Here is a 17,546-nt window from a genome sequence, read left to right on the forward strand (position 1 = left end):
GTCAGCCCATGCGCTCGCTGGCATAGCTGCCGGGCGACGGCGGGAAAACCACCGTCTTGGCCGCGTTCATGAAGACGCGCCCGTGGATATGGGCGTGCACCGCGCGGGCCAGCACCTGCGCCTCGACATCGCGACCCAGCGACACGTAATCGCCGGGGCTTTGCGCATGGGTCACGCGAACGGTGTCCTGCTCGATGATCGGGCCCTCGTCCAGATCGGCGGTGACGTAATGACTGGTCGCACCGATCAGCTTGACCCCGCGGACATAGGCCTGCTTGTACGGGTTCGCGCCCTTGAAGCTGGGCAGGAACGAATGGTGGATGTTGATGATCCGCCCCGACATCTGCTGGCACATCCGGTCAGACAGCACCTGCATGTAACGCGCCAGCACGACCAGTTCGGCGCCGGTCTGGTCGATGATCTCCATCTGGCGGGCCTCGGCCTCGGCCTTGTTCTCGGGAGTCACGCGGATCATGTGGAACGGGATGTCGTGGTTGACGACGACCTTCTGGTATTCGTGGTGGTTCGAGATGACACCCACGATCTCGATCGGCAGGGCGCCAATGCGCCAGCGGTACAGCAGGTCGTTCAGGCAATGCCCGAACCGGCTGACCATGATCAGCACCTTCTTTTTCTCTGCATCGTCGCTGACCTCGACCTCCATCCCGAACCGGGTGGCGATGGGTGCCAGCATGGCGCGCAGGCTGTCCAGCGTCGCGGCCCCCTCTGATCGAAAGCTGACCCGCATGAAGAACCGCCCCGTCTCGACATCGTCGAACTGGGCGCTGTCGGTGATGTTGCAATCCGCATCCGCCAGCGCGCCCGATATAGCCGCGACGATACCGCGGGTCGAGGCGCAGGTCACGCGCAGGGTAAAGGTCTTCATGTCTTGGGGTCCCCGTTATGCCGATGGCGCGAACGCCACCGGCATTTCAACCGATTGCCGGGGAACGGCAATCGCGTTTGCGACGGCGCGGGGCCGCCCGCGACATCACGCAGCCGGCAGCCGCGCCTCGACCATGCCGGCATACCAGCTGGAGCCCGCCGGGATCGCCTCGTCGTTGAAGTTGTAGGCGGGGTGGTGAACCATCGCCGTGTCGCCATTGCCGACCCAGATATAGGCGCCGGGGCGTTCGTTCAGCATATAGCTGAAATCCTCGCCGCCCATCATCGGCTGCATGTCCATGTTGATGTCGCCCGCGATGCCGCGCGCCACGTCGGCGGCCCAGTCGGTCGCCTGCGGGTCGTTCATCGTGACCGGATAGCCGCGCTGGTAATCGACATCGGCGCGCGCGCCCATCGCGGCGGCGATATTGGTGGCGACGCGCTTGATCCCCTCCTCCAGCTGGTCGCGGACCTCGGGGGCCAGGCTGCGGGCGGTGCCCTTCAGGTGGACGACCTGCGGGATCACGTTATGCGCCGTCGAATCCGTGCTGACCACGCAGACGGAAATCACCGCGTTCTTCAGCGGGTCGATGTTACGCGCGACGACCGACTGCAACGCCACGACGATCTGCGCGGCGGTCAGCGTGGTGTCGATGCATTCATGCGGCTTGGCGGCGTGGCCGCCCTTGCCGGTCACGGTGATGTCGAACTGATCGGCCGCCGCCATCATCGCGCCGGGCCGGATCGAGAACTGGCCCACCGGCATGCCCGGCATGTTGTGCATTCCATAGAACTCGTCGATCTTCCAGCGGTCCACCAGACCGTCCAGAACCATCGCCTCGCCCCCGGCACCGCCCTCTTCCGCGGGCTGAAAGATCACGATGGCGGTGCCGTCGAAATTGCGCGTCTCGGCCAGGTACTTGGCCGCGCCCAACAGCATGGCGGTATGGCCGTCATGGCCGCAGGCATGCATCTTGCCCGGCGTCTTGGACGCGTATTCCACGCCCGTCTGCTCGATGATCGGCAACGCGTCCATGTCGGCGCGCAGGCCCACGACGCGACCGTTGCTGTCGCTGCGACCCTTGATGACGCCGACGACGCCGGTGCGGCCCACGCCCTCGGTGACCTCGTCACAGCCGAACTCGCGCAACAGGTCGGCCACGCGGCCCGCCGTGCGGTGGACATCATACAGCAGTTCGGGATGTTCGTGGAAATCGCGGCGCCAGGCGGTGATTTCGGGCAGCAGTTCGGCAAAGCGGTTCTTGACGGGCATGGTTGTCTCCTTCGGGCGCAGGGTGGCGATTTCCTGCACGATCTGCAAGTGGGGCCGGGGGCACACCGCGGCCCCCTGCCCGAAAAACGATCAGCCGTGCGTCACCGGATCGACCAGCACGCGGTGCCCCGGCGCGACCTCGCGGTACACGGACGGCTTGGCCACATAATCGACCGGGTGCATCGGCGACGGGATCGGCTTGAAGCTCAGATCCTCGCTGATCTTCTTTTGTCGCGGGTCGGCCACGGGCACGGCCAGCATCAGTTGCCGGGTATAGCTGTGCTGGGGGTTCTCGAACACCTGCTGTCGGGTGCCCAGTTCAACGATGCGGCCCAGATACATCACGCCGACATGATGGCTGACGCGTTCGACGACCGCCATGTCATGGCTGATGAACAGCATGGAAATGCCCAGATCCTGCTGCAGCTCCATCAACAGGTTCAGCACCTGCGCCTGGACCGACACGTCCAGCGCGGACACGGCCTCATCGGCGATGATCAGTTTCGGGTTCAGGGCCAGCGCGCGCGCGATGGCGATGCGCTGGCGCTGACCGCCCGACATCTCGTGCGGGTAACGCCGCATGAAGCTGCGTGGCAGTTCCACGCGGTCGAACAGGGCGGCGATGCGATCCTGTCGTTCCGATTTCGAACCGATGCCGTAATTCTCCATCGGCTCGGCCACCTGGTCGTACAGCTTCATGTGCGGATCAAGGCTGGCGAACGGGTCCTGAAAGATCATCTGCATGTCGCGGCGCGACTTGCGCAGCGCGCCCGGTGACAGGCCGATGATGTCGGTGCCGCCAAGATCGACCGTCCCCGATTCGGGTTCGACCAGCCGCAGGATCGACCGCCCGCAGGTGGACTTGCCACAACCGGATTCGCCAACCAGCGACAGCGTCTCCCCGGAATTGATGGTAAAGCTGACATCCTCGACCGCGTGCACGCGCGCGACCGTGCGGCGCAGCAGCCCGCCCTTGACCTTGAACCGGGTCGTCAGGTTCTTGACCGTCAGCAGCGGCGTGGGGTTGGCGACGATAATGGGTTCGGGCGCGCCGGTTGTCCCATCGCTCATCAGGCGCAGGCGTTCGGGGGCGGCCTTGCCGGTCATCTCTCCCAGACGAGGGACGGCGGCCAACAACATCTTGGTGTAATCCATCTGCGGATTCTCAAAGATCTGTTCGACCGGGCCCTCCTCGACCTTCTCGCCGCGGTACATGACGACGACGCGATCGGCCATCTGGGCGACCACGGCCATATCATGTGTGATGAAAAGAACGGCAATCTGCTTTTCCCGCTTCAATCGGTCGATCAGCGCCAGGATTTCCGCCTGGATGGTAACGTCCAATGCGGTCGTGGGTTCGTCGCAGATCAGCAGGCGCGGTTCGCACGCCATGGCGATGGCAATCACCACACGCTGGCGCATGCCGCCCGACAGTTCGTGCGGATACTGGTCCAGACGGCGTTCGGGTTCGGGGATGCGGACCTGGCGCAGGATCTCCAGCGCGCGGGCGCGGGCCTGCGCCTTTTTCAGGCCACGATGGGTGATCAGCCCCTCGACCAGCTGGTCGCCCACGGTAAAGACCGGGTTCAGCGCGGTCATGGGTTCCTGAAAGATCATGCCGATCTGGTTGCCGCGGATGTCGCGCATCGCGGCGCCGCCCTGTTTGGCAAGGTCGACCACCTTGCCGTCGTCCTGTTCGAACATCAGCTGGCCGCCCGCGATGGTACCGCCGCCGAATTCCACCAGCCGCATCAGCGACAGCGAACTGACCGATTTACCCGACCCGGATTCGCCGACCACACAGACGCATTCGCCCGGTTTGATGTTGAAGCTGACATCCTTGACGCCGACGACGACCCCATCGTTGGTTTCGAATTCGACCCGCAGTTTCTCAATGGAAACAAGAGGTTTATCGTCAAGCATCAGGGGCCTCCGGGAAAGATCAAGCCAGCAGGCTAGCCATTGCCCCGGGAAAGTCAAAGCCGAAACGCATGTTCGATGGCTCTTGCCTTTCGCGCGGGCTTTGTTCGATGATGCGGGCATTCCGCAGGGACGAATGACAACACGAACAACCACCCGGACAATCGGGGACGCGACAAGACGATCAGCCCCCGAATGGCTGAAGGTGGCGTGGAACCCCCCGCGGGCCGCAATACCCAACAGGAGAATGTAATGAAACTGATCACCGGTCTGATGGGCGCCGCCGCAACGCTGGCGATGGCCCCTGCCGCCTTTGCAGAACGCGGCAGCGACGGCCAACTGAACATCATCATGTGGCAGGCCCCGACCCTGATGCACCCCTATCTGTCGGGCGGCACCAAAGAGGTCATTGCCGGCAGCCTGGTCCTGGAACCGCTGGCGGGCTATGACGCCGAAGGCGCTATCTATCCCCGCCTGGTGACAGAGATCCCGTCGCTGGAGAACGGCGGCGTTGCCGAGGACCTGACCTCGGTCACGTGGACGCTGCGCGACGACGTCATGTGGTCCGACGGCACGCCGCTGACCGCCGATGACGTGGTCTTCACCGCCGAATACTGCATGGACCCCGAGGGCGGCTGTGCGCAGCTGGCCAAGTTCGAGGGCATCACCTCGGTCGAGGCGGTCGATCCGCAGACCGTCAAGGTCACGTTCGATTCGCCCCGCGCCGACCCGTTCTCGGCCTTTGTCGGATCGCAGTCGCCGATCCTGCAAAAGGCCCAGTTCGAGGCCTGCAAGGGTGTGAACGCACCGACCTGCACGGACCAGAACTTTGGCCCGATCGGCACCGGCCCGTTCCGCGTGACCCAGTTCCTGACCAACGACACGATCAGCCTGGAGGCGAACCCCGAATACCGTGACGCGGCCAAGCCCGCATTCGCGACCGTGCTGGTCAAGGGTGGCGGCGACGCTGCCGGCGCCGCGCGTTCGGTCATGGAGACGGGCGAGTTCGACTATGCCTGGAACACCCAGCTGGCCCCCGACGTCATCGCCGGGATGGAGGCCGCGGGTCGTGGCAAGGTCTCGGCCGCGTTCGGCACGCTGGTGGAACGCATCCACGTCAACCTGACCGACCCGTCGTCGTCCCTGCCCGAGGGAGAGCGTTCGACCGATGCCCATCCGCACCCGTTCCTGTCGGACCCGGCCGTGCGCAAGGCGCTGTCGATGGCCATCGACCGCGAACTGCTGGTCGAGATCGGCTATGGCACCTCGGGCCAGCCGACCTGCAACTATGTCCCCGCCCCCGAGGCCTGGGCGTCCGACAACACCGAATGCCTGACCCAGGACATCGCCGGTGCCAACGCCATGCTGGACGAGGCCGGCTGGACGATGGGCGGCAACGGCGTGCGTGAAAAGGACGGCGTGCAGCTGAACATGGTCTTCCAGACCTCGGTCAACGCGGTGCGCCAGGACTTCCAGGCGCTGATCAAGCAGTGGTGGTCGGAAATCGGCGTGCAGACCGAACTCAAGACGGTCGATGCGTCGGTGTTCTTCGGCTCGGACGCGGGCTCGCCCGACACGCTGCAAAAGTTCTATGCCGATGTCGAGATGTATGCCGACAACTTTGACGGCAACAACCCGGCACCCTACCTGTCCAAGTGGACCTGCAACAAGGCACCCTCGCCCGCGAACCAGTGGCAGGGTGAGAACATCAGCCGCTTCTGCGATCCCGAATATGACCGCATGGTCACCGAGATCGAGGGCATCGTCGACGCCGACGAACGCGCAGCGATGGGCCGCACCATGAACGAAATGCTGACCAAGGACAGCAACGCGATCATCCCGCTGGTCTATCGCGGCACCGCGTCCGCGCATTCGAACACGCTTGGCGGCGTGCAGCTGAATGCCTGGGACAGCGAGATCTGGAACGTCGCGGACTGGACCCGCGTCGAACAGTAATGCATCCTGCCGCCCCGGCCATGCGCCGGGGGGGCGCCCCTCTCTCAGGGGCCCGCGGGCACGCGGGACCGTGACGGGGGGACCAAGATGCCCAGAAACCACCGGATCGAGGCACCATGCTGAGTTTCACCATCCGCCGGCTGCTGCTGGCCATTCCGACATTGCTGTTCATCTCGCTGGTGATCTTCCTGCTGCTGGAAGCGTCGCCCGGCGACCCTTTGGGTGACGTACCCCTGACCGTGCCGCCCGAGGTCCGCGAACGCATGCGCGCGGCCCTGGGCCTGGGCGAACCCTGGCCCGTCCGCTATCTGCTGTGGCTGAAACAGTTCTTCTGGGTCGAGCCGCTATACTGGACCGACCATTGGTTCGGCACCGATTTCAGCCAGGGCGCACAACGCATCATCAGCTTTCAATCGCGCAGCCCCGTGTTTGACGTGATCGCGCAGCGCGTCCCGCAGACCCTGACCGTGGTGGGCATGTCCTATCTGGTGGGCATCCTGATCGCGATCCCCATCGGGATCATCTCTGCCTACAAACAATACAGCTGGTTCGACCAGATCGGCACGTTCATCTCGATGATCGGTTTTTCGATGCCGACGTTCTTTACGGGCGTCGTGCTGATCATCATCTTTGCCGTGAACCTGCAATGGTTTCCGTCGGTCTATGACACCACGCTGAACGTCACCGACTGGGCCAGCTTCAAACAGCAGGCCCGCCAGATGGTCATGCCGGTCACGGTGCTGGCGCTGTACAACGCGGCCCAGATCAGCCGCTTCATGCGGTCGTCCATGCTGGACAACCTGAGCCAGGACTATGTCCGCACCGCCCGCGCCAAGGGCCTGTCCGAACGCGTCGTCGTGCTGAAACACGTGTTGCGCAACAGCCTGATCCCGGTCGTGACCGTGATCGCGCTTGGCCTGCCGGCGGTGTTCGGCGGCGCCATCATCACCGAACAGGTGTTCAAGGTGAACGGGCTGGGACAGCTGCTGATCACCTCGATCCACGGCAACGACATCCCGATGGTCCTGACGCTGACCTTCATCTTTGCCATCCTGATCGTCGTATTCACCCTGATCGCAGACATCCTCTATGGGGTGCTGGACCCGAGGATCCGCTATGACTGACCCCAAATCCCCCGACGATCTGCGCGCCGCCGCGGGCAATGCCGCCGTCCCCGCCGCCGCCAGCCCCCCCGTCGTGCCCCCTCAGGGCGCGTCGGAGACCCGCAGTCAGTGGTCCGACGTCTGGCGCCAGTTCCGCAGCCACCGCGGTGCGATGGTGGCGCTGGTGCTGTTCGTGTCGATCATCCTGTTCGTATCCGTCGGACCGCTGATCTGGACGATCGATGCGACCTATGTGGACATCCGCGCCCGCAATTCGGGCTTTTCTATGGCCCATCCCCTGGGCACCGACCAGTTGGGCCGCGATCTGCTGGCGCGGCTGATGGCGGGCGGACAGGTGTCGATCGCGGTCGGCCTGACCGCCATGGTCATCGCGATCTTTCTGGGCAGCATGGTCGGCGTGATATCGGGCTATTTCCGCCGCATGGACGCACCGTTGATGCGGCTGACGGAATTGTTCCTGGCGTTGCCGCTGCTGCCGTTGCTGCTGCTGATGGTGACGCTGTTCCGCGAGCCGCTGTCGCAGACGTTCGGGCCCGCACTGGGCATCTTCTTCCTGATCGTGACCGCCATCGGCGCGACCAGCTGGATGCAGGCCGCCCGCATCGTCCGCGGAGAGGTCCTGGGCCTCAAGGAGCGTGAGTTCATCTTGGCCGCGCGTTCCATCGGCACGCCGTCGCACCGGATGATCACGCGTCACATCCTGCCCAACGTGCTGTCGCCGATCATGGTGGCCGCGACCCTGGGCATCGCCACCGCGATCATCACCGAAAGCGCGCTGTCGTTTCTGGGTCTGGGCTTTCCGCCCGACTTTCCGACCTGGGGACGGCTGCTGTTCGACGCGGTGGACCAGATGGTGCTGTATCCGTGGCGGGTGATCTTTCCCGGCGTGCTGATCTCGCTGACGGTGCTGTGCGTGAACTATATCGGCGACGGGTTGCGCGACGCCATGGACCCCCGGATCCGGGGTCGCTGACCGAAAAGGGGGGCCAAGCGGCCCCCCTTTTGCGTTTCAGTACGCCGCGCTGCCGCTGCCCGCAGGCAGGGCGCCATAAGGCAGCCAGATCGTTTTCGACCGCGTCGCATGATGCAGGAACGTGGTCCCCTGCGCCTGACGACCGGTCCAGTCGCGCGCGGGCACGGCCCAGACGGGCTTCAGGTTCCCCGCAGCCGCACGATCCACCGCCGCCAGTTCCTCGGCCGGGCCCGCGTGCCAGAAACCCGCGACCTCGTCATGCGCGGCCAGCGTCACGGCCAGATCGGCGCGCACCCCGGTCACGATGTTGACCAAGCCCCCCGGCAGGTCCGACGTGTCGAACACCTGATACAGGTCCGTCACCGCCAGCGGATCGTCCTGCGCGGGGATGGCCACAACCGCGTTGCCCATTGCGATGGCGGGCAGCACCAGCGACAGGAACCCCGCCAGCGGCTGCGCATTCGGACAGGCGATCCCGATGACGCCCATCGGTTCGGGGATCACATTGACCAGATGGCCCGGCTTGGCCTGTACGTTCGCACCGTCGAACTTGTCGGCCCAGGCCGCATAGTGGAACGCGCGGGCGATGGCGGCATCGACCTCGGCCCGGCTGGTCCGGGTCGCGAATTCAGACGCGCGCGCCGACAGGTTCTCGGCGATATAGTACAGGACCTGCGCGCGGGCATGGCCGCCCGCCGCGGCCCATTTACCGGCCTTGGTGGCAGCCTCGACCGCGTTGCGGATATCTTTGCGGCTGCCCAGAGGGGCCAGACCGCCCGGCACCGCGTACATCGCCCCGCCATCGGGCCGCTTCTGCGCGCCGCCGTAATACAGCTTGGCGGTGCGGTCGATGCCCTGCCCCTTGGCGGCCACGGTGTCGGTCACCGCGACGACGGCCTTGGGCGCGGCCTCGCGCGCTGATTTCACCACGGGCTCCGCCAGATAGTCCAGCATGCCCGCGGCCCCACCCTCGCGGCCATAACCGCTTTCGCGATAACCGCCAAAGGGCGCGGCGGCGTCGAACATGTTGGCGCAGTTGATCCAGATCACCCCGGCCTTGATCCGCGCGGCAATGTCGGTGGCGACCGTCGCGCTTTCAGACCACACCGATCCGGCCAGACCGTAACGGGTGTTGTTGGCCAGTTCGACCGCCTCATCGGCGGTGCGGAATGTTGACAGCGTCGCGATGGGTCCGAATATCTCCTGCTCCATCCCCGGATTGGCGGGGGCGATGTTGCGCAAATATCCCGGCGCGACAAAGCACCCATCCTGCGCCTGCCCGCCGACCAGTTCCGCGCCCGCATCGGTCGCGGCGCGGCAGATCGACAGGATGCGGTCCTTTTGCACCGGATCAACGATGGCGCCGATATCGGTGGACTTGTCCAGCGGCGCGCCGACGCGCAATCGGCCCATCCGGGCGGACAGCAGCGCCTCGAACCGCTCGGCCACGGATTCGGCGACCAAGATGCGCGACCCGGCACAACAGACCTGGCCCTGGTTGAACCAGATGCTGTCCACGACGCCCTCCACGGCGGCGTCCAGATCGGCGTCGTCCATCACGATAAAGGGCGACTTGCCGCCCAGTTCCAGCGTCAGCCTGCGCCCCGTGCCCGCCAGCGCGGTCGCGATGCCGCGCCCGACCTCGGTCGATCCGGTAAAGGCGATCTTGTCCACATCGGACGCAACCAGCGCCGCCCCGGTCGCGCCGTCGCCGGTCACGATGTTCACGACACCCGCGGGCAGGCCGACCTCCTGGCAGATCTCGGCGAATGCCAGTGCGGTCAGGGGGGTGTATTCGGCGGGCTTCAGAACGACCGTGTTCCCGGCGGCCAGCGCCGGTGCGATCTTCCACGCCAGCATCAGCAGCGGGAAATTCCACGGGATAATCTGACCGCAGACGCCCAACGGCGTATGGTCGGGGAACTGGGTGTCGCGCAGTTCGGCCCAGCCCGCGTGGTGATAGAAATGCCGCGCGACCAGCGGCACGTCGATGTCGCGCGCCTCGCGGATCGGCTTGCCGTTGTCCAGCGTCTCCAGCACCGACAGAAAGCGTTCGCGTTTCTGCACATGCCGCGCGATCGCGTACAGGTACCGCGCCCGGTCCGTACCGGACAGCGCGGCCCAGCCCCGCTGCGCCTTGCGCGCGGCCTTGACCGCCGCAGCGATGTCGGCCTCGGCCCCTTGCGTCACGCGGGCCAATACGTCGCCGCTGGCAGGGTCGCGGGTTTCGAACACGTCGCCCGGCTTGGTAAAGCTGCCGTTGATGTAATGGCCGAACGTCCCGCGACGGGCCAGCCACTCGCGGGCCGCCGACGCATCCTCGGTCGAGGGGCCGTATTCCATCGTCTGCATGATCTCGCTCACTCTGGTCATCGGATCCTCAGGCAATCGCTTGGCGGTGGGCAGCCGCATAGCGGCCTGTCACGTGGTGGCTGATCTGGCGCTCGATGTCGCCAAGCAGGCTGGAGGCACCGATGCGGAACAGGTCCGGGGCCAGCCAGTCGCGGCCCAACTCCTCGTTCATCAGAATCTGCCAGCTGATTGCGTCCTTGGCGGTGCGCAACCCGCCTGCGGGCTTGAAGCCCACCTTGATGCCGGTGCGGGCGTGGAAATCGCGGATCGTGCGCACCATCACCAGGCTGACCGGCAGGGTGGCGTTCACGCCCTCCTTGCCCGTCGATGTCTTGATCCAGTCCGATCCGGCCTGCATCGCCACATGGCTGGCCTTGGCGACAATTTCCAACGATTTCAGATCGCCGGTGGCCAGGATCGCCTTCATCCGGGCTGCACCGCAGGCCTCGCGCATCGCGCGTAACTCGTCGTAAAGCGCCGTCCAGTTGCCCTGCAGGACATGGGCGCGGCTGATGACGATGTCGATCTCGTCGGCGCCTTGATCGACCGCATAGCGAATCTCGGCCAGGCGCAGGTCCAGGGGCATCAGCCCGGCGGGGAACCCCGTCGCCACGCTGGCCACCGGGATGCCGCTGTTGCCCAGGGCGCGCTTGGCCGGGGCCACCATCGTTGGATAGACGCAGACCGCGCCGGTGGTCAGCCCGGTGACGCCCACGGCCTCCAGCAGATCGGCGGCGATGGGCTGGCGCGCCTTGGCGCACAGGCGCGCCACGCGGTCGGGCGTATCATCGCCCGCCAGCGTGGTCAGGTCGATGCAGCGCACCGCGTTCAACAGCCACGCCGCCTGATGGTCCTTTTTCAGGCTGCGCCGCGCGGGCAGCGTCGCCGCACGGCGTTCGACCGCGGGCGTGTTGATGCGAAGCCCCTCGAACCAGTCGGGGTGCAGATCGCTCCCTGGGTTGGTCATGCCGGCCTCCTGGCGCTGCGTTGACGGAACTGCGCCCACATCCGCCAGACCAACGTCAGCAGGGCCAGCAACACGCCGCAGATGATCAGCGCGGCCCAGTTCGTCGGGCGGTCGTCGGGGCTCGATACGGTGTTGATCGAAATCGCGTTCGGATAGATCGACATCCACGGCACCCGCCAACCATAGGCGGTCACGCTGACCCAGATCGGATCGGCCTGTCCCGATTGCAGATTGTTCGCCTCGGCCTGCAGGTTCGAGCTGTCATACTTGAAATAGGGCGGCCAGACCCAACCTGTATCCTCGTTGCGATAGACAAAGACATCGCCGCCGGGGCGGACCGTGTTGATAAAGCGCACGTCGCGCAGACCTTGGGCATTCTCTACCGTGCCGGTGCTGTCGGACGCCCAGAACAGGCTGGCCGAGGGCGGGATCATCGTTTGACGATTATACGTCTCACTGATCCGCAACGTGTTCTTGGATGGCAGCGTGTAATCCAGCAGGGCAAAGACCAGGATGCCGAACAGGACGCCTGCGACGACGCGCACATAATACATGGCAGCTCCTATTGCCAATTGACCAGAATGACGATGACCACGATGGCCAGCGTGGGCAGCACAAAAACCAGCCCCGCCAGCCGCGCCCGCAGGGTCCGGTTGAACCCGACCATCGCCTTGGCGATGAACGCCCGCCGTGCGGCGGTGTTTCCCGCATGGTCGGGATGGCGGGCATCCCAACGGTTCTCCAGCCGTTCAACCTGTCCGGACCGGATATGCATCCGCAGCAGCACATAGAACACCATCTGTGCCGCCAGAACGAACAGCCACAGCCGGATCACCGCCACCCTACAGCCGCCACAGCAAAGCCCCCGTCATCATTGGCGTCCACGTTAGCACGCCCCGCGCGTCAGGGGCCAGATGTCGCGTCGCGTCACGGCCAGCCGTCGGGCAACCCGTTGATTGCACGCCGCGTTCGCCCGCCGGTGTGATGGCCCATCACCCACCCGGTGCCTGAACCAGCCGCGCCGCCCCTGTTGATCGTCATGACAATTGTCGGGGTGTCGGCGGGTATCGGTTTCGGCATGGGGTCGGGAAAGGTCGCATGTAGCGGTATCTGTTTGCTGGCAAAGGCGGTCGCGACCACGGTCGCACCTGCGGGCATCATCGCTGATCGCCCGGTGCCCTTCGGAACGCCGTCAGGCTCGGCTGGTCTGGAGGTTCGCGATATGCACGTGGCGCAGATGCACCCGGCGCCTGAACGCGGCGGCCGCTACCAATGTGCCAGTGACGCCGGCCCGCAGTGTACCGACCGGCGGCCATCCGCTGCAGTTCGGACGGGCGATCCTGTATGCGACGGTGGTGCTGATCGCGGTCATCGGCGTGGCGACCGGCAACCGCCGCGCCACCCGCGCGATCCGGTCGGACTGTGCCGCGCTGCCCGTGCAGAACTGACCATCGCGGCATCGCAGACGGTCCCGCTGCGTGCGGCATTCGTCTTTGGCTGGCCGAACCTGGCGACCGCGCCGCCCCCCCCTGCGCCGACGCCCGGGTGCTGGCGCGGATCAGCGTGGTTTCGCGTGCACGGCCGGTCGCCACAATCGCGCAGGCGTTGGCCGATATCGTGCCCAATGCGCCGCCCGCCATGCTGGCACAGGCTGACCGCGCGGCTCGCGCCGGACGGGGTCGCCAGATCGCGTCATATCTGATCGTCTTGCATGGCCAGCCTGCCGCCCGACGGGGGAACGCAATATCATGCCGGTGCGAACCGCTGGCTGCCCAATGCGTTTACCACCGACCCCGAATGGGTCGACTGATCAGGAGCATGACCATGACCTCGACCGCGCTGACCGATCCGACCGCCGACCTGCAGGCCGAACTGGACCGTCTGGCCACCCGCCAACTGGCCGGGCGCGGCCTGCTGATGCGCGGGGTCGAGGCCGTGGGCCGCCTGACCGAAGGCGCGGCCACGACTGTTCTGGGCTTGTCGCCCGTGGCGCTGGAAAAGGTCATGGAAAGCGCATTCCGCCAGCTGTACAACCTTTCCGCGCGCGGTGACGGCATCAGCGTGGTGCGCGACGCGCCCTTGGTCGCCAACCGGGCGGCTGCGGTGATGTCGGGGGCAACGGGTGGCTGGTTCGGTCTGGCCGGGATCGTGCCGGACCTGATCGCCTCGACCACGGTCATCTTCAATTCCATCCAGAAGGTCGCGCGACAGCACGGCTTCGACACGACCGACCCGCAGGTGCGGCTGGAATGCCTGGCGGTGTTCCAGTACGGCGAACCCGGACAGGATGGCGACGCGGCCGCGCAATCGTTCCTGGCGAACCGCCTGCTGACCAACGGCCAGACCGTTTCGGCGTTGATCACCCGCTTTGCCGGTCAGTTCGCGACCCGTCTGACGACCAAGCTGGGCGCACAGGCGGTTCCGGTGCTGGGTGCAGCAACCGGGGCGGCGATAAACTATGCCTTTCTGGACTATTACGAACGGGTGGCCGACATCCATTTCCGCCTGTTGCGGCTGGCGCAGGACCATCCGGGCACCGATATCGACGCGGCCTATGCGCAGGCGCTGACCCGCGCCGGACAGCCCCGCCTGACCCGCCGTCAAAAGGGGACGTCGTCCCCCCCGTCCGCCGGCTGAACATAGGCCGCCTTGATGTTCTTGAAACCCGCGTCGAACTGGACGGTCAGCGTGTCCTCCGCGATGCCCATGACCTGACCTTCGCCGAACTTGGCGTGGGTCACGCGGTCGCCCACAGTGAACCGCGACGCGGGCGCCGCGTTGATCGTCACCGGCACCCGGTGGACCGGCTGTCCGCGATCCGCGGCCCGCGCCTGCATCCGCCGCCACCCCGGAGAGGCATAGACATCGGCCTTGGCCACCCGTTCGTCCATCCGCGTGCTGCCCGCCATCGCCATGGCCGCACCATAGCCGCCGCCATACAGGCCCGGCGGGGTCAGCACCTCGACATGCTCTTCGGGCAACTCGTCGATGAACCGCGACGGCAAGGCACTTTGCCATTGGCCGTACAGCCGCCGGTTGCCCGCAAAGGTGATCGTGGCCAGCCGCTCGGCGCGGGTGATCCCGACATAGGCCAGCCGCCGCTCCTCCTCCAGACCCTTGGTGCCCTGTTCGTCCATCGCACGCTGGTTCGGGAACAGGCCGTCCTCCCACCCCGGCAGAAACACGACCGGAAACTCCAGCCCCTTGGCGCCGTGCAGGGTCATGATGCTGACCTGTTCGTCATCGTCGGCATTGTCACGGTCCATGACCAGCGACACGTGCTCGAGGAACCCCTGTAGGTTTTCGAACTCCTCCAGCGCCTTGACCAGTTCCTTCAGGTTGTCCAACCGCCCCGGTGCGTCGGGCGACTTGTCGTTCTGCCACATCGCGGTATAGCCCGACTCGTCCAGCACCCGCTCGGCCAGTTCCACGTGGTTCACCCCGTCGCGCACCGCCATGTGCGACCGTCCGATCAGCGCCACGAAATCGCGCAGGTTGGCCAGCCCCTTGCCGCCCAGCTGCTTGTCCTCGACCACGATGCGCGCACCCTCCAGTAGGTTCACGCCATTCTGACGCGCCGCATGCTGGACCGTCTGCAGCGCCTTGTCGCCAAGGCCGCGCTTGGGCGTATTCACGATCCGCTCGAACGCCAGGTCGTCGTCGGGGGATACCACCAGCCGGAAATAGGCCATCGCGTCGCGGATTTCCTGCCGCTCATAGAACCGTGGCCCTCCGATCACCCGATAGGGCAATCCGATGGTCATGAACCGGTCCTCGAACGCCCGCATCTGGTGCGACGCGCGTACCAGGATCGCGATGTTGTTCAGGCTGACGCGCCCCAACGCCTGTCGATGCCCGCCCTGGAACGCCTCGATCTCCTCACCGATCCAACGCGCCTCGGCCTCGCTGTCCCAATGCCCGATCAGGCGCACCGGCTCTCCGGGTTCGGCGTCGGTCCACAGCGTCTTGCCCAAACGCCCCTGGTTCGCCGCAATCAGCCCCGACGCCGCCCCCAGAATCTGCGGGGTGGAACGGTAATTCTGCTCAAGACGGATCACCTCGGCGCCCGGGAAATCCTGCTCGAACCGCAAGATGTTGCCCACCTCGGCCCCGCGCCACCCATAGATCGACTGGTCGTCGTCGCCCACACAGCAGATGTTGCGATGCGCCTGCGCCAGCAGACGCAGCCACATGTACTGCGCGACGTTGGTGTCCTGATACTCGTCCACCAGAATGTACCGGAACCGGTCCTGCCACTGCCGCAGCACGTCGGGATGCGCCTGGAACAGGATCACGCAATGCATCAGCAGGTCACCGAAATCGACCGCGTTCAGCGTCAGCAGCCGGTCCTGATAGGCCGCGTACAGCTTGCCGCCATGCCCGTCGAAGGCCTCGCCCTCGCCCCGCGGCAGGTTGCCCGGCGTGATGCAGCGGTTCTTCCAGCCGTCGATCAGATGGGCCAGCTGGCGGGCTGGCCAACGCTTTTCGTCGATGTTCTCGGCTGCGATCAACTGCTTCAGCAGCCGGATCTGGTCGTCCGTGTCCAGAATGGTGAAACTGGGCTTCAGGTGCAGGTTGCCGTGCCCGATCAGCTCGGCATGCCGGCGGAGGATCTTGACGCTGATCGAATGGAACGTGCCCAGCCAGGGCATCCCCTCGACCGCATCGCCCAGCAGGCGACCGATCCGGTCCTTCATCTCGCGCGCAGCCTTGTTGGTGAATGTCACCGCCAACAACTGCCCAGGCCGCGCCTTGCCCTGGGTCAGCAGATGCGCGATCCGCGTGGTCAGCGCACGGGTCTTGCCCGTGCCGGCGCCGGCCAGCATCAGGACCGGCCCGTCCAGCGCCTCGACCGCGGCGCGTTGCGCGGCGTTCAGCCCCTCCAGATAGGGCGTGGGCCGCGCGGCCATTGCCCGGCGCGACAGCGGCACCGCCGCCAGATCTTCGGAATCGTCGAAATGCTCCATCCCGACAGCATAGGCACCCGCGCCGCCCAAGGAAAGCCCGACGTTCGCCATCCGTTCTTACCACCGTGGCAATAGTGCACGGCCATCAGCCGGGGGCCCGGGGGGCGCGCAGCACCCCCGGCCACCGCGGGACGCATCTCAGGCGCGCAGCCCTGCGAATGTCGCCGGGTCCAGCGATGCTTGGGCAAATGTCGGCCCGCTGGTCAGCAGGCTGACCGCATCATGGGAATGCAGTGATTCCTGATGGCTGGCGATCACACGGAAATCGCCCACGCGCGGGTCCGCGATCAGCTGACCGGCAAAGGCCCTCACCGCATCCTCGACAAATATCGGATTGGCCGCGTTCAGCTCGGCGAACGCCTGCTCGTCCTCGCGCTTGACCATGACCTGCGTCTCGGTCGGCACAGCGGCGCGACACAGCGCGATCACGTCCTCGAACCAGATCCGCTCCGGTCCGTCCATCACCAGCGATATCCGCGCAACCGACCGCTGCGAATGCGGGGTGGCCAACCGCCCGCGCGTCTGACGCGCATGTTCCGACAGTTCCAGCGAACAGGGGCAGGTCGACGAATAGACGTAATCGACATGCATCACCCGCAGACGCGCGCCCCCCTGTTCGATCACCTCCAGCGCGATGTCGTAATACTGCCAGCCCGACAGGCCCGACCGCAGGCTGTCCACACGCACCGGATACGAAAACCGCATCTGGATGCGTGCGTCCAGCGCGTCCAGGTCGGTCTTGTAATCATCCAGCGCCGCCTCCAGCACCGACAGGCTGAACGCGTGGTCGGCATGGCCATAGAACGACCGCATGATCCGGGACATGTTGATGCCCTTGCGGTCGGCCTCCAGGCTGACGGTCCCGGTCACGCTGGTCTCCAACGTGATCTCCCGGCCCATGCCGGCATCGTCATCGCGGACCTGATAGCGGATCGGCAGACGAAAGTTGGAGATGCCCACGTGCTGGATCGCGGTGCGTGCGCCCACGATCAGGCTGGCCGGACCGTTCTGCAGGTCCGGCAGGCTGTCCTTATAGGCGGGGTCGACGCGAAAATCGGCGTCATAGCTGCGTGCCAACGCGGGATAGGCGGGGGTCAGGGGGCGGATCTCGGTCATGGGGCCTCCGGCA

General features: G+C 65.9%; 13 protein-coding genes and 1 pseudogene. 5 read left to right on the forward strand and 9 right to left on the reverse strand.

Translation table 11 applies throughout. The annotated features are described in order from the left end of the window. Window position 1: 1 nt before the first annotated feature. The 3 genes from purU to ACJJVR_RS05700 form a co-directional block, all read right to left on the reverse strand. Window positions 2-886: a formyltetrahydrofolate deformylase gene (gene purU / locus ACJJVR_RS05690; protein ID WP_405402916.1), complete on the reverse strand. Its 885-nt coding sequence runs from the start codon at window positions 884-886 to the stop codon at window positions 2-4. A 105-nt stretch (window positions 887-991) separates the two neighbouring features. Further along, complete coding sequence (locus tag ACJJVR_RS05695; protein WP_405402918.1) at window positions 992-2,158, reverse strand: M20 aminoacylase family protein; 1,167 nt, start codon at window positions 2,156-2,158, stop codon at window positions 992-994. 90 nt (window positions 2,159-2,248) lie between these two features. Then, complete coding sequence (locus ACJJVR_RS05700) at window positions 2,249-4,081, reverse strand: dipeptide ABC transporter ATP-binding protein (protein WP_405402919.1); 1,833 nt, start codon at window positions 4,079-4,081, stop codon at window positions 2,249-2,251. A gap of 249 nt (window positions 4,082-4,330) precedes the next feature. On the opposite strand from ACJJVR_RS05700, the gene ACJJVR_RS05705 reads away from it, so the two are divergent. From ACJJVR_RS05705 to ACJJVR_RS05715, 3 genes are all read left to right on the forward strand, one after another. Continuing rightward, a complete protein-coding gene (locus tag ACJJVR_RS05705) occupies window positions 4,331-6,034 on the forward strand; it encodes a peptide ABC transporter substrate-binding protein (RefSeq protein ID WP_405402920.1) in 1,704 nt (567 codons plus the stop codon). Between the two features lie 116 nt (window positions 6,035-6,150). Next, window positions 6,151-7,158, forward strand: a complete 1,008-nt coding sequence (locus ACJJVR_RS05710) for an ABC transporter permease (protein ID WP_405402921.1) — start codon at window positions 6,151-6,153, stop codon at window positions 7,156-7,158. Beyond that, window positions 7,151-8,131 carry an ABC transporter permease gene (locus ACJJVR_RS05715; RefSeq protein ID WP_405402923.1) on the forward strand — a complete coding sequence of 327 codons (981 nt, stop codon included), beginning with the start codon at window positions 7,151-7,153 and terminating at the stop codon, window positions 8,129-8,131. The genes ACJJVR_RS05710 and ACJJVR_RS05715 overlap by 8 nt, the downstream gene beginning before the upstream one ends. 36 nt (window positions 8,132-8,167) lie before the next feature. On the opposite strand, the gene ACJJVR_RS05720 is transcribed toward ACJJVR_RS05715, so the two are convergent. From ACJJVR_RS05720 to ACJJVR_RS05735, 4 genes are read right to left on the reverse strand one after another with little or no spacing between them, the layout of a single operon-like run. After that, window positions 8,168-10,504, reverse strand: coding sequence for an aldehyde dehydrogenase family protein (locus ACJJVR_RS05720; protein WP_405402924.1), 2,337 nt, complete (start codon window positions 10,502-10,504; stop codon window positions 8,168-8,170). Window positions 10,505-10,511: 7 nt separating this feature from the next. Further along, a complete protein-coding gene (deoC, locus tag ACJJVR_RS05725) occupies window positions 10,512-11,450 on the reverse strand; it encodes a deoxyribose-phosphate aldolase (protein WP_405402926.1) in 939 nt (312 codons plus the stop codon). Then, the gene (locus ACJJVR_RS05730; protein ID WP_405402927.1) at window positions 11,447-12,004 is read right to left on the reverse strand and encodes a DUF1523 family protein; all 558 of its coding nucleotides are present in this window, start codon (window positions 12,002-12,004) and stop codon (window positions 11,447-11,449) included. Before ACJJVR_RS05730 ends, deoC begins: the two co-directional genes overlap by 4 nt. Window positions 12,005-12,012: 8 nt before the next feature. Further along, entirely contained in the window at window positions 12,013-12,291 is a 279-nt protein-coding gene (locus ACJJVR_RS05735) for a hypothetical protein (protein ID WP_405402929.1), read from the reverse strand. A 439-nt stretch (window positions 12,292-12,730) separates the two neighbouring features. Here ACJJVR_RS05735 and ACJJVR_RS05740 point away from each other — a divergent pair, with 439 nt between their 5' ends. Both ACJJVR_RS05740 and ACJJVR_RS05745 read left to right on the forward strand, forming a co-directional pair. Beyond that, complete coding sequence (locus ACJJVR_RS05740) at window positions 12,731-12,898, forward strand: hypothetical protein (protein ID WP_405402931.1); 168 nt, start codon at window positions 12,731-12,733, stop codon at window positions 12,896-12,898. Window positions 12,899-13,268: 370 nt separating this feature from the next. Next, window positions 13,269-14,087 carry an EcsC family protein gene (locus ACJJVR_RS05745; protein ID WP_405402932.1) on the forward strand — a complete coding sequence of 273 codons (819 nt, stop codon included), beginning with the start codon at window positions 13,269-13,271 and terminating at the stop codon, window positions 14,085-14,087. Here ACJJVR_RS05745 and ACJJVR_RS05750 read toward each other — a convergent pair. Then, the gene (locus tag ACJJVR_RS05750) at window positions 14,051-16,417 is read right to left on the reverse strand and encodes an ATP-dependent helicase (protein ID WP_405403548.1); all 2,367 of its coding nucleotides are present in this window, start codon (window positions 16,415-16,417) and stop codon (window positions 14,051-14,053) included. The two genes, ACJJVR_RS05745 and ACJJVR_RS05750, sit on opposite strands and share 37 nt — an antisense overlap. Window positions 16,418-16,555: 138 nt before the next feature. Continuing rightward, window positions 16,556-17,536, reverse strand: a pseudogene (gene folE2, locus ACJJVR_RS05755) (GTP cyclohydrolase FolE2); the annotation flags it as partial. Between the last annotated feature and the right edge of the window lie 10 nt (window positions 17,537-17,546).

It is taken from the genome of Paracoccus sp. Ld10 (genome assembly GCF_045064235.1).
GTDB lineage: Bacteria > Pseudomonadota > Alphaproteobacteria > Rhodobacterales > Rhodobacteraceae > Paracoccus.

Bases quoted from the DNA above. Each gene is read 5' to 3' on its own strand.
- purU (WP_405402916.1), bottom strand. From the start codon at position 886: ATGAAGACCTTTACCCTGCGCGTGACCTGCGCCTCGACCCGCGGTATC.
- ACJJVR_RS05695 (WP_405402918.1), bottom strand. From the start codon at position 2,158: ATGCCCGTCAAGAACCGCTTTGCCGAACTGCTGCCCGAAATCACCGCC.
- ACJJVR_RS05700 (WP_405402919.1), bottom strand. From the start codon at position 4,081: ATGCTTGACGATAAACCTCTTGTTTCCATTGAGAAACTGCGGGTCGAA.
- ACJJVR_RS05705 (WP_405402920.1), top strand. From the start codon at position 4,331: ATGAAACTGATCACCGGTCTGATGGGCGCCGCCGCAACGCTGGCGATG.
- ACJJVR_RS05710 (WP_405402921.1), top strand. From the start codon at position 6,151: ATGCTGAGTTTCACCATCCGCCGGCTGCTGCTGGCCATTCCGACATTG.
- ACJJVR_RS05715 (WP_405402923.1), top strand. From the start codon at position 7,151: ATGACTGACCCCAAATCCCCCGACGATCTGCGCGCCGCCGCGGGCAAT.
- ACJJVR_RS05720 (WP_405402924.1), bottom strand. From the start codon at position 10,504: ATGACCAGAGTGAGCGAGATCATGCAGACGATGGAATACGGCCCCTCG.
- deoC (WP_405402926.1), bottom strand. From the start codon at position 11,450: ATGACCAACCCAGGGAGCGATCTGCACCCCGACTGGTTCGAGGGGCTT.
- ACJJVR_RS05730 (WP_405402927.1), bottom strand. From the start codon at position 12,004: ATGTATTATGTGCGCGTCGTCGCAGGCGTCCTGTTCGGCATCCTGGTC.
- ACJJVR_RS05745 (WP_405402932.1), top strand. From the start codon at position 13,269: ATGACCATGACCTCGACCGCGCTGACCGATCCGACCGCCGACCTGCAG.
- ACJJVR_RS05750 (WP_405403548.1), bottom strand. From the start codon at position 16,417: ATGGAGCATTTCGACGATTCCGAAGATCTGGCGGCGGTGCCGCTGTCG.